32 protein-coding genes and 2 pseudogenes are annotated in these 23,788 nt (G+C 38.1%); 6 read left to right on the top strand and 28 right to left on the bottom strand.

Translation table 11 applies throughout. From position 1 onward, the window contains the following. Window positions 1-294: 294 nt before the first annotated feature. On the bottom strand, window positions 295-621 hold the full coding sequence (locus H0184_RS21770; protein ID WP_221828388.1) for a YnfA family protein: 327 nt from the start codon (window positions 619-621) through the stop codon (window positions 295-297). 364 nt (window positions 622-985) lie between these two features. Next, a pseudogene (locus H0184_RS21765) lies at window positions 986-1,132 on the bottom strand (alpha/beta fold hydrolase); the annotation flags it as partial. A gap of 145 nt (window positions 1,133-1,277) precedes the next feature. On the opposite strand from H0184_RS21765, the gene H0184_RS21760 reads away from it, so the two are divergent. Beyond that, window positions 1,278-1,415 carry a hypothetical protein gene (locus H0184_RS21760; RefSeq protein ID WP_221828386.1) on the top strand — a complete coding sequence of 46 codons (138 nt, stop codon included), beginning with the start codon at window positions 1,278-1,280 and terminating at the stop codon, window positions 1,413-1,415. 38 nt (window positions 1,416-1,453) lie between these two features. Here the strand turns inward: H0184_RS21760 and H0184_RS21755 are convergent, their stop codons facing one another. The 13 genes and pseudogenes from H0184_RS21755 to H0184_RS21695 form a co-directional block, all read right to left on the bottom strand. Continuing rightward, window positions 1,454-2,011: a class I SAM-dependent methyltransferase gene (locus H0184_RS21755; protein WP_221828777.1), complete on the bottom strand. Its 558-nt coding sequence runs from the start codon at window positions 2,009-2,011 to the stop codon at window positions 1,454-1,456. Between the two features lie 36 nt (window positions 2,012-2,047). Next, complete coding sequence (locus H0184_RS21750; RefSeq protein ID WP_221828775.1) at window positions 2,048-2,569, bottom strand: GNAT family N-acetyltransferase; 522 nt, start codon at window positions 2,567-2,569, stop codon at window positions 2,048-2,050. Window positions 2,570-2,635: 66 nt separating this feature from the next. After that, a pseudogene (locus H0184_RS21745) lies at window positions 2,636-3,097 on the bottom strand (histidine phosphatase family protein); the annotation flags it as partial. A gap of 19 nt (window positions 3,098-3,116) precedes the next feature. Then, complete coding sequence (locus H0184_RS21740; RefSeq protein ID WP_221828384.1) at window positions 3,117-3,515, bottom strand: GNAT family N-acetyltransferase; 399 nt, start codon at window positions 3,513-3,515, stop codon at window positions 3,117-3,119. Between the two features lie 26 nt (window positions 3,516-3,541). Then, entirely contained in the window at window positions 3,542-3,973 is a 432-nt protein-coding gene (locus H0184_RS21735; protein ID WP_221828383.1) for a VOC family protein, read from the bottom strand. A 115-nt stretch (window positions 3,974-4,088) separates the two neighbouring features. Then, window positions 4,089-4,664 (bottom strand): GNAT family N-acetyltransferase, encoded by a 576-nt coding sequence (locus tag H0184_RS21730; RefSeq protein WP_221828381.1) that lies wholly within the window; start codon window positions 4,662-4,664, stop codon window positions 4,089-4,091. Window positions 4,665-4,746: 82 nt separating this feature from the next. Then, a complete protein-coding gene (locus H0184_RS21725; protein ID WP_221828379.1) occupies window positions 4,747-5,505 on the bottom strand; it encodes a nucleotidyltransferase domain-containing protein in 759 nt (252 codons plus the stop codon). Continuing rightward, window positions 5,450-5,944, bottom strand: a complete 495-nt coding sequence (locus tag H0184_RS21720) for a GNAT family N-acetyltransferase (RefSeq protein ID WP_396953614.1) — start codon at window positions 5,942-5,944, stop codon at window positions 5,450-5,452. The genes H0184_RS21725 and H0184_RS21720 overlap by 56 nt, the downstream gene beginning before the upstream one ends. Before the next feature lie 8 nt (window positions 5,945-5,952). After that, window positions 5,953-6,576 (bottom strand): histidine phosphatase family protein, encoded by a 624-nt coding sequence (locus H0184_RS21715; RefSeq protein ID WP_221828377.1) that lies wholly within the window; start codon window positions 6,574-6,576, stop codon window positions 5,953-5,955. Window positions 6,577-6,586: 10 nt separating this feature from the next. Continuing rightward, the gene (locus H0184_RS21710; RefSeq protein WP_221828375.1) at window positions 6,587-7,012 is read right to left on the bottom strand and encodes an HIT family protein; all 426 of its coding nucleotides are present in this window, start codon (window positions 7,010-7,012) and stop codon (window positions 6,587-6,589) included. A gap of 240 nt (window positions 7,013-7,252) precedes the next feature. Beyond that, window positions 7,253-7,609: a DUF2085 domain-containing protein gene (locus H0184_RS21705; protein WP_221828374.1), complete on the bottom strand. Its 357-nt coding sequence runs from the start codon at window positions 7,607-7,609 to the stop codon at window positions 7,253-7,255. Next, a complete protein-coding gene (locus H0184_RS21700; protein WP_221828372.1) occupies window positions 7,584-7,841 on the bottom strand; it encodes a hypothetical protein in 258 nt (85 codons plus the stop codon). The genes H0184_RS21705 and H0184_RS21700 overlap by 26 nt, the downstream gene beginning before the upstream one ends. A gap of 462 nt (window positions 7,842-8,303) precedes the next feature. Continuing rightward, window positions 8,304-8,618, bottom strand: coding sequence for a DUF3892 domain-containing protein (locus tag H0184_RS21695; RefSeq protein ID WP_221828370.1), 315 nt, complete (start codon window positions 8,616-8,618; stop codon window positions 8,304-8,306). A gap of 127 nt (window positions 8,619-8,745) precedes the next feature. Here H0184_RS21695 and H0184_RS21690 point away from each other — a divergent pair, with 127 nt between their 5' ends. Beyond that, window positions 8,746-9,492: an RDD family protein gene (locus H0184_RS21690; RefSeq protein ID WP_221828368.1), complete on the top strand. Its 747-nt coding sequence runs from the start codon at window positions 8,746-8,748 to the stop codon at window positions 9,490-9,492. A gap of 44 nt (window positions 9,493-9,536) precedes the next feature. Here H0184_RS21690 and H0184_RS21685 read toward each other — a convergent pair whose 3' ends face one another. Beyond that, a complete protein-coding gene (locus tag H0184_RS21685; protein WP_221828366.1) occupies window positions 9,537-10,439 on the bottom strand; it encodes a hypothetical protein in 903 nt (300 codons plus the stop codon). Window positions 10,440-10,606: 167 nt separating this feature from the next. Between H0184_RS21685 and H0184_RS21680 the strand changes: the two genes are divergently transcribed. Beyond that, on the top strand, window positions 10,607-12,163 hold the full coding sequence (locus tag H0184_RS21680; protein WP_221828364.1) for a glycoside hydrolase family 55 protein: 1,557 nt from the start codon (window positions 10,607-10,609) through the stop codon (window positions 12,161-12,163). An 8-nt stretch (window positions 12,164-12,171) separates the two neighbouring features. Here the strand turns inward: H0184_RS21680 and H0184_RS21675 are convergent, their stop codons facing one another. Continuing rightward, complete coding sequence (locus H0184_RS21675) at window positions 12,172-12,762, bottom strand: DUF1836 domain-containing protein (RefSeq protein WP_221828362.1); 591 nt, start codon at window positions 12,760-12,762, stop codon at window positions 12,172-12,174. 132 nt (window positions 12,763-12,894) lie between these two features. Between H0184_RS21675 and trhA the strand changes: the two genes are divergently transcribed. After that, entirely contained in the window at window positions 12,895-13,542 is a 648-nt protein-coding gene (gene trhA, locus H0184_RS21670; RefSeq protein WP_221828360.1) for a PAQR family membrane homeostasis protein TrhA, read from the top strand. A gap of 37 nt (window positions 13,543-13,579) precedes the next feature. Here the strand turns inward: trhA and H0184_RS27805 are convergent, their stop codons facing one another. The 8 genes from H0184_RS27805 to H0184_RS21635 all read right to left on the bottom strand — a co-directional run bounded on the left by H0184_RS27805 (window position 13,580) and on the right by H0184_RS21635 (window position 18,763). Next, window positions 13,580-13,714, bottom strand: a complete 135-nt coding sequence (locus tag H0184_RS27805) for a hypothetical protein (protein ID WP_260631720.1) — start codon at window positions 13,712-13,714, stop codon at window positions 13,580-13,582. A gap of 178 nt (window positions 13,715-13,892) precedes the next feature. Further along, window positions 13,893-14,753 (bottom strand): phosphotransferase family protein, encoded by an 861-nt coding sequence (locus H0184_RS21665; protein WP_221828357.1) that lies wholly within the window; start codon window positions 14,751-14,753, stop codon window positions 13,893-13,895. Window positions 14,754-14,837: 84 nt separating this feature from the next. Next, window positions 14,838-15,302: an SRPBCC family protein gene (locus H0184_RS21660; RefSeq protein WP_221828355.1), complete on the bottom strand. Its 465-nt coding sequence runs from the start codon at window positions 15,300-15,302 to the stop codon at window positions 14,838-14,840. Between the two features lie 57 nt (window positions 15,303-15,359). Then, entirely contained in the window at window positions 15,360-16,079 is a 720-nt protein-coding gene (locus H0184_RS21655) for a GDSL-type esterase/lipase family protein (protein WP_221828353.1), read from the bottom strand. Window positions 16,080-16,097: 18 nt separating this feature from the next. Then, window positions 16,098-16,469, bottom strand: coding sequence for a DUF488 domain-containing protein (locus tag H0184_RS21650; protein WP_260631719.1), 372 nt, complete (start codon window positions 16,467-16,469; stop codon window positions 16,098-16,100). Window positions 16,470-16,566: 97 nt separating this feature from the next. Then, window positions 16,567-16,797, bottom strand: coding sequence for an excisionase family DNA-binding protein (locus H0184_RS21645; RefSeq protein ID WP_221828349.1), 231 nt, complete (start codon window positions 16,795-16,797; stop codon window positions 16,567-16,569). Window positions 16,798-16,802: 5 nt separating this feature from the next. Beyond that, entirely contained in the window at window positions 16,803-17,831 is a 1,029-nt protein-coding gene (locus H0184_RS21640; protein ID WP_221828347.1) for a DmpA family aminopeptidase, read from the bottom strand. Then, window positions 17,828-18,763: a dipeptidase gene (locus H0184_RS21635; protein ID WP_221828345.1), complete on the bottom strand. Its 936-nt coding sequence runs from the start codon at window positions 18,761-18,763 to the stop codon at window positions 17,828-17,830. Before H0184_RS21635 ends, H0184_RS21640 begins: the two co-directional genes overlap by 4 nt. A 206-nt stretch (window positions 18,764-18,969) precedes the next feature. Here H0184_RS21635 and H0184_RS21630 point away from each other — a divergent pair, with 206 nt between their 5' ends. After that, the gene (locus tag H0184_RS21630) at window positions 18,970-19,119 is read left to right on the top strand and encodes a hypothetical protein (protein ID WP_221828343.1); all 150 of its coding nucleotides are present in this window, start codon (window positions 18,970-18,972) and stop codon (window positions 19,117-19,119) included. 137 nt (window positions 19,120-19,256) lie between these two features. Then, window positions 19,257-19,892 carry an FMN-dependent NADH-azoreductase gene (locus H0184_RS21625; RefSeq protein WP_221828342.1) on the top strand — a complete coding sequence of 212 codons (636 nt, stop codon included), beginning with the start codon at window positions 19,257-19,259 and terminating at the stop codon, window positions 19,890-19,892. 36 nt (window positions 19,893-19,928) lie between these two features. Here H0184_RS21625 and H0184_RS21620 read toward each other — a convergent pair whose 3' ends face one another. Genes H0184_RS21620 through allB form a run of 3 tightly spaced genes read right to left on the bottom strand, consistent with a single transcriptional unit; the run spans window position 19,929 to window position 23,786 of the window. After that, window positions 19,929-21,170, bottom strand: coding sequence for an ArgE/DapE family deacylase (locus tag H0184_RS21620; protein WP_221828340.1), 1,242 nt, complete (start codon window positions 21,168-21,170; stop codon window positions 19,929-19,931). An 11-nt stretch (window positions 21,171-21,181) separates the two neighbouring features. Continuing rightward, a complete protein-coding gene (allC, locus tag H0184_RS21615) occupies window positions 21,182-22,408 on the bottom strand; it encodes an allantoate deiminase (RefSeq protein ID WP_260631718.1) in 1,227 nt (408 codons plus the stop codon). Next, window positions 22,389-23,786, bottom strand: a complete 1,398-nt coding sequence (allB, locus tag H0184_RS21610) for an allantoinase AllB (protein ID WP_221828337.1) — start codon at window positions 23,784-23,786, stop codon at window positions 22,389-22,391. Before allB ends, allC begins: the two co-directional genes overlap by 20 nt. Window positions 23,787-23,788: the final 2 nt, after the last annotated feature.

Raw genomic sequence — 23,788 nt, 5'->3', positions numbered from 1 at the left:
TTTTTTTATTTGTTGTGCCAGAGCCCCCCAAAAAGCAGGACTCAGAATCACAAACACCCTACTGAGTGACCACTACTTTACTATTTATATGATTTAGGCCTCTCATCACCCCTATGAGTGACCGTTCCTTCCCTTTTTATAGGATTTTGGGCTCTCATCATTCTTATGAGTGCCCGTTTCTTCCCTTTTTATAGGATTCCGGGTTCTCATCACACTTATGAGTGCCCGTTTCTTCCCTTTTTATAGGATTTCGGGCTTTCATTTTACGAAAAGAGCTTGGACACCAGCTCTTTATTAGTTCCTTGGTGCAAGTAACATCACTAAAACACCTGCTATGCATATTCCAGCCCCGATCCAGTCATACAAATCTGGAGTTTTCTTATCAATTCCCCATCCCCATAAGACTGATAGTACGATGAAGACTCCCCCATAGGCGGCATATACTCTGCCGAATGACGGAAAGGATTGAAAGGTCGCAATAACACCGTACAAAGCTAACACTACTCCGCCAATTAGTCCCCAGTAGGAAGGCTTCCCCTCTCGAAGCCATTGCCAGATAAGATAACCCCCTCCTATCTCTGCAATGCCTGCAAGGATAAATAATATAGATGCTTGTAACACTGTGTTCACGTCCTTCGGTTAAATGAGAGATAATATGAGAACCATCTAGACCCCTTATGTCTTGAAAATGACTGTAGATGGGAATCAGATGTTCTTCCTGGTTCCCCTAACGGTTGAATTTGGATGTCGACGGGAATCAGACGTTCTCTCTGGTTCCCTTAACGAATGAATTTACCTGCCTACGGGAATCAGACGCTCTTTCTGGTTCCCTTAACGGTTGAATTTGGGTGCCAACGGGAATCAGACGCTCTTTCTGGTTCCCTTAACGGTTGAATTCCATTGTCAACGGGAATCAGACGCTCTTTCTGGTTCCCGTATCTGTTGAATTTACCTGTCAACAGGAACCAGACGTTCCCTCTGGTTCCTTGTCGGTCTTCGTAAAAGTTTCAGCAAAATAATCTCCGGTTTCATTAAATTCAGAATAATGGCGGGTGACACAAATCGGCTCTCCCTCACCCTTACTAAATACTTCAAACGTTCCACGTGGTGTATCTATTAGATTTGATTCCAATTAATCATATTATTCTCCCTAGATTTGTATTAGTCAAAAGACATGTGACCGTTTCTATATTCACCCCAATATCTCCTTCTCTAAAAAATAAAGAATGAACTAAGGGCTTAGGTTTGATACTAATTACTAAAAAGGAGGGATTACGATGGATGGAAAGTACAATACGAATGATGATGCAAATGTTGAAATGAAGAAGGCACTAAGCAAAACTACACCTAGAAAAAATCCAAACATGAGTGAAGCAGAGTTTAAGATGAAATATCAGGGGAAGAAGGAAATCTAATAATATGAGGCAGGACTTTCCTGCCTCTTTTCTATCTCTCATAGCTTTATTGCATCTAAGATCAGTGAAGGTGCACGCATTTGTTCCCTATTCCTGGGGTCAAATTTTTTCGAACGAAAAATCACTCCATCTTCTGGATTCCACTCTTTGAAGTGGAAGTTACCTTCTTCATCACAATATTCGAGTAAATTTACTTGAAAGCCTGCGGCTTCAAACAATTTTGTTAGAGTATGATAGTTATGTACGATTTTATGACTTGCTGCTGGGTGATCTTTTGGGCCTGGACCACCAATTTTAACTATATTTTGATATTCTTTATCAGGAAAATATCCATCTGGAACTGCACATCGAACATAACCGGAAGGCCTCAGGTATTTATTGCAATTTTTTGCCGCATCCACCCCTTCTTCAAATGTAAGATGCTCCCAAACATGCTCCGCTAATATTGCTGTAATTGTATTACTATCAAACTTTTTACTCCAAGTGGTTTCATCAAGTAAATTTAGTTCTTCTTCCTGGGTATGTACCCATCCTGGATTATTAATGTATTCCCCTGCTCCGATAACAATTTTGATTTCTTTCTCTGTTACCACCAGTTTTCCTCCTGTCCACGTCAACTCCAAATAAGTAAATTAATTTTCTATCCAAAATCTTTTTATAACATTACCATCTTCTTCAATATAGTCTGAATCTGGGATACCCCCATTATTAATAATCGTTTTGAAGGAACCTGTATTATCCTCATTACATAAAACCAGAGCTTTTCTAATACCTAACTCTTTAGATTTCTCAAGCGCCAATGACAATAATTTAGTCGCATATCCTTTTCGTCTCTCAGAAGGACGGATACCGTAACCAATATGCCCGCCGCTATTTAATAGAATTTCTGTTAAACGGTGTCTAATATTAACAACACCTAGTATTCTTTTATCTTGGTTTATTAACCAAAATGTTGAATCTGGCACCCAGCCTTCAGGAAGATTACACCCTTGCTCATTATCCTGTAAAAATTGAACCATTGCCTCAAAGTTTGAAGGATCTTTTTTAATAACCCAAGGTACCATATCCTCTTTGCTCTCTAACCATTCATCATAAAATGAGAGGTATTCTTCCTTCAAATCTACCGTTGGTTTAATTAACGATAGCTGATTCAATCTTTCATACGTTAATGAATGCTTCTCTTTTTTCAATAGAAAAACATCCGGATTTCGCAAAGCTTTCCAGTCCTCAAAGCCGAAATGATTATTATAATGATTTAAGAGTAATGACAGCAGGTTACCATGCGTAACTATTATAGTATTCTCAGCTTCACTGTTCAGAACTTCCTCTACTACACTAATGATTCGTTTTACTGCTTCATTACTAGACTCTCCACCTTCGAATTTCAAATCAAAATCCTCAAAGGTAGATCTCAACTTTTCAAGCCAGTCAGAAAGATTTTCAGAACTAAGTACTCTTTCTGTCAATAAATCATTTGTTTCAATCTCCAAATTAAGTCTTTTTGCAAGCGGCTCTATTGACTGTATCGTACGCACAAAAGGACTTGAAATAATCCGATTAATTGAAATTCCAGTAAACAAATCTGCTAATTGAATGGCTTGTTTAAAACCTCTTTCTGTAAGTGCTGCTTCAGGTGGCTGCCCTTCTGCTTCACAATGCCTAATAAGATAAATTTTCTTCACTAAAAACCTCTCCCTGAACTTATTCTCCTAACGTTTTCCTAAAACCATAAAATGGTCGAAAACCTTGTCCTTCATAAAAAGAACGAGATGTACTAGACGCAAGCATTTCAATTCTTGTTTTCGGATATTTATTATGAACGTATTGTAGTAACTCTCTTCCAAGACCGAACCCGCGATAATTTTTGTCAATTAGTAATTCACAAATATATAGTGTAATACGTGTATCAGTTAATCCTCTAATATATCCAACTACACCATTACCTTCTGCTTCTATGACAAAAGATACATTTGATTTTCCCCATGCTTCCTTAGTATCTTCATGATTTTCAACTAAGTTATTCCAGCCCTCTGCTTGGTTTAACTCTTGTATTCTGTTAAAATCATTCTCTACATACTGTCGGATATTTGTCTGATTCATTGAATAAACCTCACAAAATGGTTATTTTAATCAATAATTAACATATCACTCTCATCAAACTTCCAGCTCTCCGCATAAGCAACTTCCCAATGGTAGCCATCTGGGTCTAAAAAATATCCACTATATCCTCCCCAAAATACCTTTTGTGGATTTTTTACAATCTTTCCACCTGCCTGCTCCACCGTTTCAAATATTTGATCAACCTCTTCTGCAGATTTTGCATTGTAAGCGAGAGTAATCCCTGAAAAGCCTTGCCGAGATGGCGGGTCTTCTCCATTGATATCCTTAGCAAGCTCATCTAAAGGATACAAAGCAAGCTTCGTACCGCCATTTTTAAAAAACACAATTCCAGGATTTTCTTCCGTTACAGATGTTTCAAATCCTAGTCCATCTCGATAAAATCTAAGTGACTGAGAGATATTTTTCACACCTAAAGTAATAAGGTTTATTCTATTCATATGTTATACCTCCATTTTTAAAAAAATCTCAACACTATATATTCATCATTTAAACCTATTAATCCTTCCTAAAAAAAGGAAAAGTGCATTACCCCATCAGGAGCAAAGCACTACTTTATAATTCATCTAAAATATTTTGATTTTGGGGATTTTCGGTAAAGGTCAAGACCTCTTCAACAGGTTGGTACGACTCGCCATAAAAATGTTGATCCTTATAGGTATGTATCTTATTATACGTCTTTTTCATGCCTTCAAATATCAGCTCTTCCGACTCTTGATTAGGTGCCCAATAGAGAATCTCCATTTTATTAACCTCATTTGTCGCCAGCGACCGTCTTTCATACCCGATTGAATTTGCGTGCTCGAATCCCTCGCGTTTATAAAAATGAAGCCTTTTTCCTGTATCACTGTCTTCATAGTTAACCGGTTCAACTTCAAGGATAATTGGCTTTCCTTTTTGTTTCATTTTTTCGATAAGCTTATGACCAAGCCCCTGCCCGCGTGCATCTTTTGAAACAAATAGATAATCAATAAATACAAAATCCTCTAATTCTGCATACATCAAAACATGATTCGGCCCTTCGTCTTTATGATAAATATCAGAACGCTCTTTCAACAAAGTCTCCATATGCTCTCTAGACTTCATTTCTACCACAGGAAAATATTGATTTAACTTCTCATACCAATGCATACTACTCCCCCTATATTAAAGTATCTTAATGAGGAAAGTATGTGTGATTTTACCATTTTTAATACTGGTATGAACCAGATTATTATTTTCCTAATGAGAAGCCGTGAAATAGCCGTCCGCCATATGGCTGCAAAATCTCATCAACCAATACGATAATTAAATCCTTATTACCCGTTTTATAAAAAGTGTCAAACGCCTCGACAAATCGATTTGCAAAGTTTTCATCATAGTTTCTTAATGAGCGTATTACCCATTTGGATGCTCCTATCCATTGTCGGTTTGTCCTTAACACAAATTCACTAACTAATTCAGCTAGTGTATTAGCAATAAATATTTCTTCCGCCCGCATGGTACACCCTATAAAATCATCAAGCGCATCTGTAATAAAATAGCGTTTAAATGTTATTGTCTCAGATGACCATTCCTCAGGTCCCTTCTCCAATAATTCTCTTGCCTCTTGTTTTATAGGCTCGATTATTCCAGTATCTTTTATTACGATTCCCTCCGAAACCATTTTAGGCAAGGAAGGTCGTGCTCGTTCACAATCACTTTTAAAAAAGTCCTTATAAGAGGTAAAATTATGTACAAAAATCTCTATACTCCAACCATATTCAATGACTGACTCTCTAAATGCAGATTTAAGGTTACAGTCAAATATAACAATATCAAGGTCAGATGTTTTTGTGGCCTCGCCTCGAACAACACTCCCTGCTAACAAGGCACCATCACAATTCGGAAAATGGTTCATGATAAATAGATCAGCTGCTTTGTATGCTTCCAGTCTTTTAATCTGTCCCCGCCTCCATTTCTTTTTTATAAAAAATAAGTGTTGTTTGTTCATTTAAGACCTTTTTAACACCTGTTTTTATATATCCCAATTTTTCATATAAGCAGCAATTACGTTCTTCCTCCAAAATGGTTGCCAATTCCCAGCTAATAGCCTGAGGAAACAATTTTTCCACATGAGCAATAGCCTTTTGGGCAATCCCCTTCCCTTGATGTTCAGGAAGAATAAACATAGGACTTATCCAAAATTGTTTCTCCACTTTCCAATGTACACAAATAGCACCCACAAGATGGTGATCAGCCAGTATTTTATAAAATCCCCCTTGAGGATTGTTTATTCTGGTAATGACTCGTTCGATGGTTTCATTTGCTGGATTTTTCTGGTAATCTTTATATTTTTCAAGCAAGGGCATAAAGGCATCTACCTGTATATCAAAAATCGCTTTTGCATCTGTATTTACTGCTTTTTCTAATCTAACGTCCAAATTGGCCATACCTCCTTCTAAATAAAATTTGCCGTTTCCAAATGAGTGATATCTCCTTCTACTATGAGTTTAAAACCATTTTCATTCATTTCCACAATCGTAAGACTTGTATCATGTATATAGGGAGGGTCCCATAAATTTTCAATTGGTATATTCTTAAAGAATGTATACAAGCATTTGATGACGACAGAATGAGTAACAATCAATATATTTCCAGATTTATATTCTCTTTTTATTCGATTTAAAACCTTAATGGCTCTTGCACGTGTTTCTTCGAACGTCTCTCCTCCATCATTCGTAAATAGATGTGGTGTATTCCAGAATGCCTCGAACTCTGTTCCATACATTTCTTTAATGGAAGAATGAGTTTTTCCTTCCCATTGACCCAGTTTAATTTCCCTTAAATTTTCATCGTAAATGATCGGAATATCTCTTTCACCACGTATCAAATTAGTAGTGGCTTTCGTCCTCCCGCTTGTACTGGAATAAATGGCTGTTACCTCTGTTTCTTTCAATCTTTCGCCTAAACATACTGCATTTTTTATGCCGTTTTCCGTTAGATTTGAATCCAGCCAGCCTTGCATTCTTTTTTCAGTATTCCATTCTGTTTCACCGTGTCTTGTTATGTATAAAGTGATCATTAGTTTCTCCTTATTTGTTTAATTCACTAATTGCCTTAATTAGTTTTCTAGCAGTCTCTTTTAACTTCGTTTCATCTTCTATCACAATCTCATCTTCTAAATAGAAATCTCCAAATGACTGTCCTCTATATCTAGGGACCACATGCATATGATAATGTGTTAATTCATTAAAAATCCCGCCATTTTGGCAGATGGTGATCCCATCTGGATTAAACAGTTTTTTTATTGCTTTTGATAAAAGAATTGATGCCTTCATAATTGAATTGGCTGTTTTTTCGTTAAGTTCTTCTACATCATAAACATGTTTTTTAGGCAATATCATAATATGCCCTTCATTAAATGGCTCATGGTCTAAGAAACAACAAACATACTCATCTTCAAAAACAACATGAACAGGCAGATTTTTATTAGCCAAATTACATCCCAAGCATTCCATTTTTTCACAACCTTCGCTTCTTTACGTTCTACTTTAACAAAAAAAAGGCCATGCATTAGACCTTTTATAAAATATTTTGGAATGTTTCTAAAATATATAAAATAAATTGATAGACCATTGTGAGCAGCTGTGATAAAAACTCAAATAAAGAGTCCAACAATTAACATCATCCTTTCATACCGACCTGTCTTATACTATGCTTTGCAGGACAAGTATGAAACGGATAATAGCGCACTTGTGTTACAATACAAGAGAAATAATCCCTTGGCTGATACTCACGATAATAATACTCTGACCTAAACCGCTTACGATTCCCGTTGTTAACCTCAATGGATTATTACTCAATCGAAGTTTCCTTTTTTGGGTCCATCCGTCCAAGACCATGGGAAGATTTAATACAATCCCCAGCCAAAGCGGCTGATTTATTGGAACTATTAATAATAAAGGAAAAAATAAATACCCCAATAAGATCCCCGTGCACCTAGCGCATAGTGGAAGCGTATGCCCTTTTATTGTTAGACTTCTAGACTTCATTCGATGACAAGGTACAATATCAGTCAGCACCTTCAGTTTAATTACAATTTGGTCCGCAATCACAATCTGGCCCTCCGTCACAGTCTGGTCCACAATCGAAATCTGGGCAATCTGGCGTACAATCACCCTTTTTCTTTTTTCGATACCTCTTTTTTCCATAATAAAAAAGCACGAACAGCAACATTAAAATACCTATAGCAGCAGCAATTATGCCAATTACCATTTCACCATTTAGTAATAACGTAACAGCAACTACAAAAGAAATAATCATCGCAGTTAACAAAAGAAAAAACATACCAACCACCTTTTCCTCTAAGAATTTCTCTTATTCTATAACATTATGACTCCTGCAGACTAGGTCCCATAACAATATATTTAAGTCCTTTTCATCTTTTATATTCCATTAAAATAGGAAAAATCCTTTTTCTAACAAAAGGCTCTGTTAAGCGGAATATTGATTTTGCCGTGTTTGAAAAATAAGCGGAGTTTTTCCGTTTAAAATGGGAAATACTATCATTTCCTTATAAATAGGCGGAGTTTTTCCGCTTATTGTTCTCAAATCCTTGTAATTTGACTTATTTAAAGCAATTTAAGCGGAATATCTCCGCTTATATCTGCTTCTAAAGGTTCCTCTATAAACAATAGACGGAAATTCTCCGCCTATGAATTTTTAACCCTGTACGAAAATCAACAATGAATAATAACAGAGCCAAATAAAAGAAAGGGAGCAGCTCCTTTGTGCTGCTCCACTAATGATTTAGAATTCAGGCAGTCGGTCAAGATTGTTTTCTTTTATCCCATCTGGTTCACTTCGTATGATATCTCTTCCATACTTATGAAACACATCTACATGTGCAATCTGACCTGATTTTGCTTCTGTTAAAGCGGTAATGTAATCCAGTTCTCTGCCTGTACTTGTTTTAAAGGCAATGATATCCCCATCATCGTTTTTTCTAACGGCTGTAAATTCCTCTTTTCCATTAGGATTGCCTTGATCTGCCTCTAACTGTGCTTGCTGCTCACTTTGCTGCTTATATTCCTCATAAATCTTCTCATAATTCTTATCTTCCATAGCTCCCACCTCCGAACGTATGTTAGTATTTTGAAGCTAATGGGTAAAAAATATTCAAAATACACAAAACTGACAAAAATGGCCCTTAACCTAACATGGTATAATTTACCTAATCGGGGGCGATAAAATGGAATCAAATAAGGAAAATGTTTGGTTTTTTATTAAAGATTCTGAGCAGCAAGGTCCTGTCTGCCTATTTGAATTAAAGAAGTTAATAGAACAAAGAGTACTTTCTGGTGATACCTTTGTATGGAACAAATCAATGAGCAGCTGGCAAATGGCCAAAAACCTTGCAACTTTCTCAGAAAGTATTTTTGAATCCACTCGAATCCACCTGTTCCCAGATAAGTTTAAAACAAAAGAAGAATATGAAGAAGCGACCTATCCTGCTGGAAGACCTTATGTACGTTACCTTGCTAGACTATTCGACCTTTCCTTATTTTCAATACTTTTCATTCTATTTGTCTCTATTCTTTCTCCATCGTTCGTCGCAGAAATCTCAAATTTATATATATTTATCATAAGTTTATTCCTCTGGATTATCGTTGAACCGGCGATTATTGCTATTTTTGGCAATACTTTTGGAAGGGCTTTCTTAAATACTAAGATTAAAAGCATACATGGTGATAAAGTCGATTTCAAAACTGCCCTTAAGCGAAGTATTTTTGTTAGCGCTGCGGGTATGGGATTCGGAATCCCTATTTTAAATTTTATTTGCTTCATTTTTTCCTATCGGGACCTGAAGGGGCACGGAATGTCCACCTGGGACCTTAAAATCGGTACCGTAACCCTTTATGGAAAGGTTAGTATGTCGAGACTTTGTATTGCAGGAAGCCTTCCAATGGGGATGTTGGCTGCAGGTTTTTACATTTAAAGGAAGAGTCAGAGCTGTTTGGGAATCAAACAGCTCTTTTGTAATTAGTTTAAGGACATACCCGAAGAACTTGTTGGCTCTTTGGTCTCCTTTATGTTTTTTAAAACTAATATCATGCAGTAAATTACCAAGAGATTAAACAGAATTATGCTCCATATCAATAAGCCGCCTATCTGCACTCCCGCTTTTATTTGAAGAAAGATCATTGAAGTCATTGCTGTCAGTAATGTTATTTCTTTAATGATGATTACAGGCGCAAGCAGGTAGCCAAATGGTTTTCTCATAATAAGTAAGACACCGGCTAGCAAGCCCACAGGTACTACAAAGCCAAGGTCTAGTGCTTGAATCACAAATGTTGTGTAGTGCTGTAAATCTCCCGGAGGTAATGTATGGTTCATTAGCGGAAAACCCAGCTTCCCCGTCCACATCATCCCAAAAACAAAAGAGACGAATAGTAAGAACCCGCCTAAAAACTTTACTGGCATCTTTTCTGAAAAAAATAAAGGCAAAGAGTTAATATCATAAGACATCATCATGAGTGTAAAGGCAAAGAAACTGGCTGACATGAGGGCAACATAGACTAGAAACATTGAATTGTACATGGAAAGGAAGGAGTAAGAGGCGTAGGTGTATAGAAAATATCCTAATGTACCCGTTTGTAGCAGGCTGCCTTTAAGCAAACCTTTTCTATACAAATAAAAGGATAGCAGCAGCAAGGGAACTCCTAAGAAAAGCGTAACATAATCCTGTGCAATGGCTTGTGCAGCCATTGATACCGAGTCATGCTCATAAAGCCCTTTCCCATAGATTGAGACACTCTCTCCATATAAGGACTTGTATTCGTATTCTCCTTGACCTTGATTCGAGAAGATGGCAAAAGACGTTGAAAAGATAGAAAGTATGGCAACAATGATAACGAGTAAACTTATCGTTTTTTTGTATTTCATAGCTGGGTCCCCCCTTTCAAAATTAACGTTCATAGTATCTATTCTATATACCTAAGCCGCGACCTCTTTGTTCACAAAAAGTTCGGTTTTCCACTTTACTAGAGCTTTTCCTGCTAATCGGCAATAATAGTTTTATAAATGTTTTTTTCTTGGAGTGAAGAAGAATAATGAAATTTAATAAATCCCATGACCCGCGGGAAAATAGGGAATTGCTTATAGAGATTACCGGAAAAGATCTTGATATAGAAAAAGCCATAATAGAGACAGAGCAGATTTTTCATCAATGCCGTGAGAACAAGCCCGTCCCCTCTTTCAACAAGTCAACATTCACAGTTCCTTTTACACGAAAGATAATAGAGGGATTATTTAGATTCTTCGCCAAGCCCTATAACATTCTGGAGCCTGTAAAAGTTTCCGTCGATCCTAAAGGGAATGTGTATCCTGAATGGAAACCGAAACTAGATGACGAGTATGAAAACTTAGTGAGCAGAATTACCAGGGAGGTAAATATTGAGGATTATGGCGGGGTTGGGGATGGAAAAACAGATAACACAGCTGCTTTTAAAAGAGCGATTGGAAAGGGATTCGTCAAAGTAAACGTTCCAGAAGGAAGCTTTATTACCAAAGGGATTGTTCTGCCATCTTGGACCTATCTCGCTGGGGCTGGAAAAGGTAAAACAACGATTAAACTGCATCACAAAGCTCCCAAAGGGACACGATTAATTACCAACGCAAACCATTGGAAGGGAAATCATCATTTGCTTGTTCAGGGAATGACGCTTGATTGGAATGTCGAAAGACTGGGGGCTGTACAAAAAACGAGTACTTGGGGCAATCATTCCAGCTGTTTAACGTATGCAAACATAACCTATGGCTGGGTAAAGGATGTTGAAGGAATCAATCCTGGGCTGCATTGCTTTGATATTTCCTCCACTCTATACAATTATGCTGGAGATGGATTCCGCGCCAGAGGCGGCAGTAAATATGTTTGGCTGGATGGGTTAACTGGTTATGGTTTTGGAGATGACGGAATAACGACCCATCATAGTGACTATATTTTCATTTCGAATTCACATATGTGTGACCCAAGCGGACGAGCCCATAAGAAAGGTTTTTCGAATTCAAATGGGTTTGAAGTAGATGATGGTTCAAGAAATGTGCTTTTGGTTAATAATTCTTCGGCCAGGTGCTTTGGAGGCATTGAAGTGAAAGCCCATCAGAATTCTTCCGCTGCCTCAAATATTCAAATACTTGGTCATATCTCTGTAAACGATAATCGTTCCTATAACTTCCGCCATATCGGGCACCACAAAAGTACTGACTGCGAATCAAAATCAGCTTTTAATATTACAGCAATGAATCTTGTAGCAAATGCACCCATTTTTACTGACTTATATAAGGATTCCACACCGCGGGCCTTAGTAGTATCGGCTTATAAACATGTCATTATTAATCATTTCACATTGATTGGCGATCCCGATTATAACTACCAAGGTAACCCCGTTATTGCGATACAATATCGAGCAAGAAATGTAGCTTTAGATAATATTTCAATTCATGGATTTAAAAGTGCTGGTTCAGATATTAAAGTTTACGGCGGTGAAAACCGGGCTGATTCTGTTTCTATCCATAATGTTAAGACTTGTGACTCTGCCCCAAAGGCAATTGATATAGGTAAAGAGGTAGAAGATGTCCATGTACATCAAGTGAAGGAATTAGAATAAGCGTCATTTCATCTATGACGCTTTCCTTCTTTCTCAACAACAATTTCATCAACCAGTTTTTCAGCGACTTTTCGGTATAAATTACTCATGTGAACGAGGGCAGAAATCATCAGAACCTGCTCAAGATACGGAGCGTTTCGATCTTCCATTTTCGATACTTCTTCCTTGACATCCTTTACCCGCTCATTAATATCCTCATTAAAATCCACCACGTTTTTTTGAGCGAGGCTTAAATAACTATTGTAAAAAGAATCTATCTCGATATCCTCTTTAACAATTCTTTTATTTATCCCATCAAGTGTTGTCTGAATATCGTTAATGGAAAGAGCCCCTTTTAGTTGATAAATTAAACTCATTAAAATCAAATGCTCTTTGGAGTACTTCTTATTCTTTATCGGAAAAATAAGCTTCCCTTTCGCATAGTTATTGATCATTGTTTTGGTAAGGATCTTTTCTTCGTCATTGCGTTTGGAATCTGCAAATTTATTTTCAAATAACTGAATCACCTGGTCCATATACAAATCAATATTCGGTATTTCATCTACTGTTAGGTTTGAATCTAAACCTAGCTGTTCGATTATCTCACTGATTTTTTCCATCATAAAAACTCCGATCATTATGTTATCTAATTACCATTATATCGTAACAGTTATTCGTTGACTAGATTATGTTTTATGAGTATTATTATAAGTAGTTATTGAAACTACATGATGTATTAGGAGGGTTTTTGCTTGAGTAATTTTATTCGGGAACCAATTAATGGACTAACTCATTTAACTGGAGCGCTGTTATCGTTTGTTGGACTTCTTGCGATGGTGATCAAAGTGTCGAGTACGAACTCGTCAACGATGGCCATTACTGCAGTCATCATTTTCGGAGTCAGCATGATTCTTCTCTATTCTGCTTCGGCCACTTACCATATGGTAATCGCTAAAGACCATGTGATTGCTTTTCTAAGAAGGCTCGATCATTCGATGATTTTCATTTTAATTGCAGGTACCTATACACCATTTTGCTTTATCAGCTTAAATGGAACGACAGGGAATATTCTATTTTCGATTATTGCAGCGGTAGCTTTAAGCGGAGTAGTTTTTAAGATGGTTTGGTTTAATTGCCCACGCTGGATTTCTACGGCATTGTATCTTGTTATGGGATGGATGATTGTATTTGTCTTCTCCCCATTAGCAGGAAGCATGGATAGGCTGGGGTTGTTTTTATTAGTGCTGGGCGGTATTTTTTATACAATCGGCGGAGTTATTTACGGAGCAAAGCCAAAATTCCTTCAATCTAAATACATGGGCTTTCATGAGATTTTTCACATTTTTATTATGCTTGGGAGTTTGTCTCATTTCTTATGCGTATTTTACTTTGTTATATAAAATAGAAAAACGCCCTGGGAGGCGTTTTTGCTTTGAATTATGAGTTGTTTTTATTATCTCTTGCAGCTTGTTTCCTTGCTTTCTTGCTTAATCCTTGTTCTGCACCAAATTCCGTATCGGCTTTGCTGCCGCCAGTATGCGGCTGGTTACGATTATTATTTTTATTGGTCATAACTTGTAATTCCTCCTTTTTATGTATGTTGTGGCTAGCAACATCTTTTATAATGCTTAAAAAGGTAGGAATTTATACCTAATTATTCACTTCACTGCTTTATCAAATTAAACTTTTTATGAGTCTTAAGAACCATAAAGGTAAGGTAAGACCTTTTTAGAAGGCTTTTGAAGTTATTCTAAATATAAGCTTTAATACCATTTTTAAATGCTTCAGCATCATTATTTTCCACCCCATGTAAGGCTTCCTGCAGCGCAAATGTGCTTCTATAAAACTTTACTCGTTCAGCTATTTCGGTTCCGTTTGGATACAAATTCAAACACATGTTATAAAAATCTTCCCCGTAACTGGATAGTATTCCTGCAAAGTCATATGCTGGGTCACCTATACCACTGCCGCCAAAGTCAATAATTCCCGATATCTCTTTGGTATGAGGTTCCCATAAAATATTGGTTGCCCCAAAGTCCCCATGAACCAAAGAGGTGTTTAAGTTTTGGCATATTTCGCTATTTAGAAAGGTTTCAAATGAATGAGAGATTTGTCTTTGTGCTTCTACACTCATAAAAGAATAAAGCTTATTTTGTATCTTTTGATAAAGATTGACTATTTGTTCACGAGGATTGTTTTCATCTAATGATAGTTTATTTTTTGGAAATGAATGAATTTCAACAAGGAAGTTAACAAGTTGTGATGATAGTTTATTTAATACTTCTTCATTATCAATGGTTGCGAAACTTGCTTTCCATAATGGAGATCCTTGAATTAACTCATAGCCAACGAAAGCTTTCCCTGCCTCCCATTCTTCAAAAGATTGATAGATTGGCTTTGGTATCGGAATGGATACAGTATTTTTAATAGCTCCTAATATCTCAGTCTCTTTTTTTAAACTTTCAATTCCCTTTTGATACTTTGGGAATCTGAATACGATGGATTCATTTATAATGATTACATCATTATTTTGGCCAACTTCATTTGGCTGACAATCCAGGATGGATAGTTTAGGGTAAACCTGTTTAATACGCTTTATATATTTCTCCACTGTCTTTACTCCCCTTAACTTTGCTCAAATCATGACAAAACAGCAGACTAAATCTTGTAGATTTAGTCTGCCTCATTACTCCTGTCAATTTACGTTCGCATCTGGCGCCTTGTCGGCTACTAGATTTAATTGAATGTTGTGCTCTAGATATGCCTTTAATCCAGAGAGTACCATTGTGTATCCTCCCATAGAATCAATGGCTTGGTTTACCATCTCATCGCCGCTTCCAGAAAAGCCTGAGTTTGTAATAGAAACAAAGGTTTCATTATCCGCTCGCGGGATAAATATCCACTCCACCTGGGTGCCGTCGGTCCATTCAATTCTTAATAGCTTATTTTGTACGATTTCCTTAACAACTAATTCATCCCCAACACCATACATTTCCCAGTCCCACCTGATTGTTTTACCCTCTTCTAACCTTCCGCTGCTTTTAGTGAACCAAAATTTTGTAGTGATCTCAGGGTTAATAAAAGCTTCATACACCTCTTCGACTGGTCTGCGAATTAGCATTTCTGCTTTAACGATGGGTTGTTCATTTAGCGTTATCATTTTATAAGCTCCTTTTTTAGTTCATAGCTTTATATCACTAGGTCTTCTAATGGATGATTATTTAAAACTAAGTTCTTTTATTACTTTTTCTGACACTCGCTCAGAAATTAGTCGATATCCAGCGGGATTAGGATGTAATGAATCACTAAAATAGGTGCTTTTAGGTTTGTCATGAAATAGGTCAAGAGTGGCAACAAAGTAAGTTGTATTAAAATTACCTGCCACATTGGCAATCCCATCGTTCCAATCTTTTATGGTGTTTAGAATTTCCTTGCGATTCGAGTATTCAACATAAGGTTGATATAAACCTAGAACGAAAATAGGAGCTGCAGAATTATCTTTCCTTATGCTTTCAAGGATTTTATTAAGGTTGGTTGTGAATGTAACTTTACCATCATTTATTCTTTTTACATCAAGTGGATTAAATTGATAATTAGCACTCTTCCTAAAATCATTCGTGCCAATATAAAGAATAATATAATTTGCCTTTTCTATTTGCGCTTTGATTTTATCATCCTGAAGTTGTTCTAAAACTTTATCGGTAGAATACCTTGGTATGGCAAAGTTGCTCACTTTGACAGGAGTTTTCTGTTTATCTTCCAATTTAACTTTAACTCCTGCTATGTATCCTTTTTTTTCAGGGTCCCCTACTCCATGTGTGATGGAATCACCGAGGGCTACTAGATTAATGGTCTTGGTTTCAGAAGAACCACGAATACCGGTATAGGTGCCAAACAGGATCAAAATAATACAGAATAAAAAGATATAATTTTTCATAAAAAAGCTCCTAGCTGCCTAATTTTCTTTTGTTTCTTTATGACTCATTAATCTCTTTAGTTCTTCTTCTAAAACGATTGCATGATTATATACTGAATCTTTTGCTCCGTATAGGAGAGTAACGTTCCCTTGGGAAGCAAAATTAATTAATTCATCCATAATCCTCAGCTTCTTCTCATCCGTACGCAATTCCGCTATATACTTAGTTCGAAACTCCTCAAACAACTCGGGTTTGTGGCAAAACCACTTACGAAGATTGGGACTAGGAGCAACCTCCTTATGCCAAGCCGTCAACCTTGCAGCCTCCTTTGAGATGCCGCGAGGCCACAAGCGATCCACTAAAATCCGAAAACCATCTGACTCATCGTATGGTTCATACACTCTTTTCAAGAAAAAATCCCCCACTAGAAACCCCTCCGTATTAAGCTTTTAGGGATAGTGTCCATTCCAGGTGGACACTGTCCACGGACGGTGACAGGCACCGTATTTAGTCTTCATCTTTTATATCGTGGTCTTCGGGGATGGGTTCACTTAGGATTTCTTCGACTAGGTGTTTGTATTTTTCTACTTGTTTTAGGTGGGTGTTGAATTGTTCTTTGTTGATGATCCACTCTTCTCCGTCATGGATGGCGCGGATTTTTTTTTGTTTGATTAGGTCTTCTATTGCTGATTCTGGCATTGATAGGTATTCTGCTGTTTCTTTTATGGTTAGATACATGTCATTCATTCCTCGCCCGTAAAGGTAATATGATTTACGACTCTTCCCGCTCTTCCTTTTGTTGTTACTGCCTGAGACAATGAGTTTAGGATTGCTTCCTCTGCCGCTTCTGCTGCCCCGGTGAATAACTGATTCATCAAAGGATGATCCTCGCGAAGTTGAGTCCTTTGTTCTGTATGTTCTTCATAAAAATGTTCTATCTTATAAGCTGTTGAAAAGGAAATAACGATATCCCCGCTGCCATGACTGAAATGACTGCCTGTTCTCCCTAGACCGATTCCACAGCGTTTTGATAAGCGTAATAGCTGCCTGTCACTTAATGGAGCGTCGGTCGCAAGGACAATGATAATAGATCCATCTGATGTATCCGACAGACCCTCCACTTTTGAGTATCGAAATGTCTGGTGCTCTTCTTTTTTACCAAAGTTGCTCAGAACTAAGCAGCCAATAGTGTATTCTTCAATGCTGCGGGAAGACGAACCAATTCCGCCTTTATATCCAAAGCAAATCATCCCTTTTCCAGCACCTACCGCCCCTTCCTCAGCCTGTTGGTCTGAGGCATTTCTAATTGCCTCAATCGCATGATCCGGTTTAACTGGAAATTGCCGTATTGAATTCAAATAACTATCATTGCATTCTCCAACTACGATGTTAATGGTGCCAGTTGTATCTCCAATTTCAGGGTTCTCAGCCAGCATATATTCTAAAGTCCCTTGAGTGACTGCAGGTACAGCAAACGTATTTGTCAGCATAATCGGTGATTCAAGCTGTCCTAATTCATTGACTTGAACAAGCCCGGTTGTTTTGCCAAAGCCATTTAGTACATAACTTGCCGCAGTTACTTTTTGTTTAAAAACATTCCCTTTGTGAGGCAGTATCGCTGTTACTCCTGTACAGGCATAGTCTACACCAGCATCATCCAGCGGATAATCAAGCGTTACGTGACCTACCATTACACCCGCAACATCGGTAATGCAATTTTTGGGACCTGTTGGCAGCATGCCAACACTTAATCCTGTCTGTCTAATTTTCATCCAAACACTCCTGGCCGGTGGTCGAGAAAGTTTTGGTAGGCGAAACCTCTTACCTCATCCTCTTTAAAGTGCTTTAATAATTCATTAATAAGATTTTGGGTCTTTGATGCATCTTCAAGGTCTGTGATAAACGTTCTTATTCCATCAAAATCAGAACCTAACCCAATGTGCCTCACACCGCCTAATGAACAGAAGTGGTCGATATGCTTTAGTAAGTCTGTTATTTTCACCTCTCCAGCTTCTTTTACGAATGGAGGGTAATAGACAACATGAACCATAGCATTTCTTTTAAACATTGCAGCTGCTTGTTCATCTGTTAAATTGCGGAGGGTGTTACAAAGCTTTCGTGAATTTGAATGGCTTGCGATTGGAAACCTTGCTAATTCAATGACCTCCCATATTCCCTTGTCGCTCAGATGAGAGATATCTGTCAAAATATGATGTTCATTATTAAACTGCACAATCTCTTTCCCAAAAAGCGTAAGCCCGCCGCCGCGTGGTTCACCTGCACCGTCCGCAGCTAAATTAGCATTATTCCAAGTCAAACCAACGGAACGAACCCCCAGTTGATAAAGGATATTGAGTTTCGTAAGATCGTTCCCAATGGCGTCCACACCTTCAAGGGTTAACATGGCACCAATTTGACCGATATTGATCTTTTCAAAATCAGACCATTCTTTAATGTGAATGATATCTTGATTTTTCCCGAGTACTTCCTTGTAAAAATAATCAATTTGTACGAGTGCTTCTTGAAATTTCTGATCAGAAGGAATGTTTGGCTCAATAAAAATGGCAAAGCACTGCACCTTAACTTGCCCTTTATGTAACCGGTTTTTATTGGTCTGCAATTCTTTCGCGTCAGCAAAACGAAGCGTGCCTTTTCCTTCTGAAAGTTTAAGTAATGCATCACAATGGAGGTCAATTAATTTCATGTTGAGCGTACTCCTTTTTTTAAAAATTTTATCATAAATAACGAAGAAAGGTGAATGAAGGAAAAGCACTATACCAAATACTAACATTTCTATAGTAAATAATTACCAGTAGAAATAACATTTAGAATATTAAAAATTACCTATTAAAAATAGTAAATAAATAGTAGAATTTACGTATAGACTATATTATGGAGGTGAATGTACCTATGACAAATAAACCAATTCATTATGATGGAAGTATTCAAAACAATGAGGAGACTACTGCTAATTCCACTGTAAACGAGCCATTTTCATTAACAGATGAAATGCGTGCGAACATTAGTGGAAACCCTTACTTTACTGAAAATAATAACTAAAAAATAAAAGGAGTTTGCAAAACGCAAATTCCTTTTATTTTTTTTGTTATGATTTGTTTATGTATCTGCATATATTTACATTCAACACGCAAACTAGAATGTAGGCTAGACTAGATAGGGAAAGGATCGATATAAAAATGACACAAGTATTGTACATAACCGCTCATCCTCATGATGATACTCAGTCTTATAGTATGGCAGTAGGAAAGGCATTTATTGATACCTACAAAGAAGTAAATCCTGACCATGAAATTATCAATGTGGATCTTTACAAAGTTGATGTTCCACAAATCGATGTTGATGTCTTCAGCGGCTGGGGAAAACTTCGATCAGGCACGGAATTTGAACAGCTATCCTCTGAAGAAAAAACAAAAGTTGGCAGACTTTCTGAGATTTGTGAGCAATTTATTTCTGCCGATAAATATATTTTTGTTACACCGTTATGGAATTTTTCATTCCCTCCTGTCATGAAAGCTTATTTAGATGCAGTATCCGTTGCAGGAAAAACCTTCAGGTATACAGAAAGTGGTCCAATTGGACTGTTAACCGACAAAAAGGCATTACATATTCAAGCACGCGGAGGGATTTATTCCGAAGGACCTGCAGCAGCAATGGAGATGGGGCACCGCTACCTTGAAATTATGATGCAATTCTATGGAGTCCCTTCCTTTGAAGGCTTATTTGTTGAGGGGCATAATGCAATGCCTGACAAAGCACAGGAAATTAAAGAAAACGCCATCGCGCGTGCAAAAGATTTAGCTCATACATTCTAATATCAAAGAGCCAACACACTTCGTTGGCTCTTTCATTTATCCTTCCGTTAATAAATCATAAAGTGTGCACGCGATTATTTTGGTTGCTGCCTGTAAATCAGAAAGTCGAATATTTTCATCAGCCCGGTGCCCGTTAGCTTCTTCTAACACCTTTGGGCCAACTCCAAACATAATCGTAGGAATTCCTGCAGCATAGAAGTGACGGGCATCTGTATATAACGGTACTCCGTGGACCGGGAGCTCCCCATTTTCCTTCAAAATTGATTTCCAATTTTCAGCCAAAGCTTGAACCAATGGTATATTCTCCGGAACGGGTCCAAAGCTTTTAGCATGGAGGATTTTCGTAATTTCAATGTTTATCCCTGGAATGTCATATACTGCTTGATGTACAAGTTCTCTAAACTCAGTTTCTGCAGCCACAAAGTCCTCTTCAGGGATTAATCGTCGATCCACCCTAATACTGCATTCATCTGGAACTACATTGGTATTTATTCCACCCGAAATGAGTCCAACATTCAATGTAGGAAATTCAATCCCTGGTATCGATGACTTTTTTTCTGCGAGTGTTTTACGATAATCATATAAAACCCCTAAAATTTTTGTAGTCGCCTCAATTGCATCAATACCTGTATGCGGCAGTGCAGCGTGTGCTGACTTTCCAGTTGTTTTGATTTCAAAATGCAAACAGCCATTATGTGCGTTGACAGCCGAATAGGTGAAACCTGCAACGATTGCCTGATCTGGCTTGATATGACCTTGGTCAATCAGCCACTTGGGACCTATTTCTCCTCCTGTTTCTTCATCAAATGTAAATGCAAGGTCCACCCTCCCAGAAAGCTGAGCTTGAACCTGTTTTAATGCAAGAACTGCATAGGTATAAGCAGCAATATCTGACTTTGACACCGCCACTCCCCGCCCATACATTTTTCCATCTATAATTTCTCCTCCATATGGGTCGACACTCCACCCTAAACCAGGAGGAACAACATCTCCGTGTGCATTTAATACAACATTTGTCCCTTTACCAAACACCGTGGGCGCAAGGACGTTAGCCATACTAATCATCCCATTTGCTTTTACACTTTCTTCGTCTATTTCAAGGAGAAACACATTTTCAAACCCAAGCTCTGAAAGCTGTTTCTCTAACACTCTGGCGATTGGTAAACAATCACCAGCTGGATTATCAGAAGCTGTTTCAACTAACTTTTTCAAAAACTCCACTAGGTCTTCCTCTTGGTCCTCTATCCACTGCACAATCCTAACTTTATCTTCATTCATAAAATCACTCCTTAGCGCTTGTATGCTAATTGATGTAATAATTGCAAGAGTACCTTCAGACCTGATTCTAAGTCCTGTATGGAAGTATACTCGAGTGGAGAATGGCTGATACCGCCCTGGCTGGGAACGAAAAGGATAGTTGTAGGGCAGACTCGTGCAAATAGCTGAGCGTCATGACCCGCCCCGCTATTCATCCAATGGAAGGGAATATTGCTGCTGGTGCAAATGCTCTGTATCATTTCATTAAGGTTACTATCCATTTGAGATGGCTGAACTTCATGCCACATCTCAACCTGTATATCCAAATCGCGTTTTTTAGCATGGGTTTTAAACATTTCAGTGAATTGATGACAAAAAGAACGTAAAACTGTTTCGTTCGGATGCCGTGCATCGACTGTAAACTGAACTTGATTAGGAATCACATTTGGTACATTAGGCTCCACAAAAAGCTGCCCTACACTTGTTACAAGGTCTTCATCGTATTTCTTAATACTTTCATATAAGTCATGAATCATGTTTACCGCCCCATGAAGAGCATCTCTTCTCCATTTCATGGAGGTTGTACCAACATGATTAGATTCGCCATTCACAGTAATTCGAAACCGCTTCTGGCCGACAATTGCTTTGACAATACCGATCGATTTTTCAACTTTTTCAAGAGTAGGTCCTTGTTCGATATGTAGTTCAATAAAAGTTTGGATATCATTCCGGACCCTGTATTCAGAAAGTCCAAATCCTGCTTCCATCATAGCTTTCTGAAAGCTGCTGCCCTCTGAATCCTTAGTATCACGAATATCGTTGTATGAATAGATTCCTGTCATCATACCTGAACCCCACAGGGCGACCGGAAAGCGGCTGCCTTCCTCTTCGCAAAATGAAACCACCTCGAGGTTAATGGCAGGCTGTCCGTACTGCTTTTTCAAATGTAGTAATGCTAGTATTCCTGCAATGATTCCATAAGCTCCATCATATTTACCGCCTGATTTGACAGTGTCAACATGAGAGCCAATCAGAATGGTTGGAGCATTAGGATTAGAACAAGGCAATCTCCCAAATAAGTTTCCAATAGAATCATAATTTGTGAGCAGCCCAGCTTCTTCCATCCATGCCTTTAATGCTTGCTGAGCTTCCTTCCAAGGCTTGGAATAAAGTGTCCGCGTTACACCGCCATCACGCTCAGCCCCAAAAGTGGCCAGCCAATCGATTGCCTCATGGAGATTAGTTGGGTAGTGAGCCATATGCATCCTCCCTTGGCTGTATAAACTGACCAAACTTTTCTTGGGTTACTCCGGTTTGATCGTCATAAATCACGTTTCCTCGTAAAATGGTTTTCTTTACTTTTAACAGAAAATTTCTATTTTCATAGGGAGAATATTGATTACGAAAGGCAATTGATTGCTGGTCCACCATCGTTGTTTCATCTAATGAAATTAAGGCTAAATCCGCATCCAATCCAGGTTGAATTCTTCCTTTTTTATCAGATATTCTAAATCGATCAGCGGCATTAGAGGTGCCTAGAGGCAGGATATCTTTGAGTGGAATTTTTCTTTTCAATGCTTCATCTAGTAAGGCAAGCCAAGTAAATTGTACCCCTTGAATTCCTCCCCATGCTTCCCAAATGGAATCAGTGTTTTTCATGGAATAAAGACAGGGTGAATGATCGGAACCGATACTATCAATCCAGCCATTTGAGATACAATTCCATAGCCCTTCTACTTCTTCACGCGGCCTGAGCGGCGGGGCACACTTGAGAATGGCACCTGCTCGAAGGAAATCTTCTTCATCGAAAATTAAATAGTGGGGACATGTTTCAACCGTAACATTTATCCCGCTTTTCTTAGCCTGCTGAATCATTTCAACTACTTTTGGTGAACTGATATGAACGAAATGAATGGCCGTTCCATATTTTGCAGCTAGCTCTAGAGCAGCGCTTACGGCCTGTTCTTCTGCTGATATTGGCCGGCTGGCGAGAAAAGCTTTCCGCTCATTCATCCCCTTTTGATTTTTATAAAAGAGTGTAAGATGATTAATCTCCTCTTGCCATTCTGCATGAAGGGCTAGGAGTTTATTTTGTTCTGCTGCATTCTTCATAGCCAGTTCTAATTGTTCACGTGCGACAAATGGAAAATCATCAATACCGCTTTCTGACATAAAGGCCTTCCAGGCGATAATTCCCTCTGACATTTTCGCTAACTCTGTGTTATTGTGTACGTTCTTACCGGTCATACCACCCCATAGGGCATAATCAATATAAGACTTTGCGGTTAAATAGTTTCTTTTATTTTGAAAAGCTTTCAGGTTGGTCACTGACGGAGAACAATTAAGCGGCATATCAAAAATCGTTGTCGTTCCACCAATGGCTGCGGCGCGGCTGCCAGTTTCAATCCCTTCCCACTCTGTCCTTCCGGGGTCATTAAAATGGACATGCGAATCGATAAATCCTGGTACGACTAAACAGCCACTTGCGTCTATGGAATTGGCCTCATTTTCTTTCGGTGGTTCGGGTTCGCTGTCATGTAGAGACTCTATTTTCCCATTTTTTATTTTTATATTTGCAAACCGAAATTCTTCACCTGTAAAAACATATCCGTTTTTCACCCAAAATTCTGTGTTCATAT

The sequence above is a fragment of the Neobacillus niacini genome, from assembly GCF_019749295.1.
Taxonomy (GTDB): Bacteria; Bacillota; Bacilli; order Bacillales; family Cytobacillaceae; genus Neobacillus; species Neobacillus niacini_D.
Note: the sequence above shows the minus strand (reverse complement) of the source record. Positions and strands in the feature narration are given on the sequence as shown.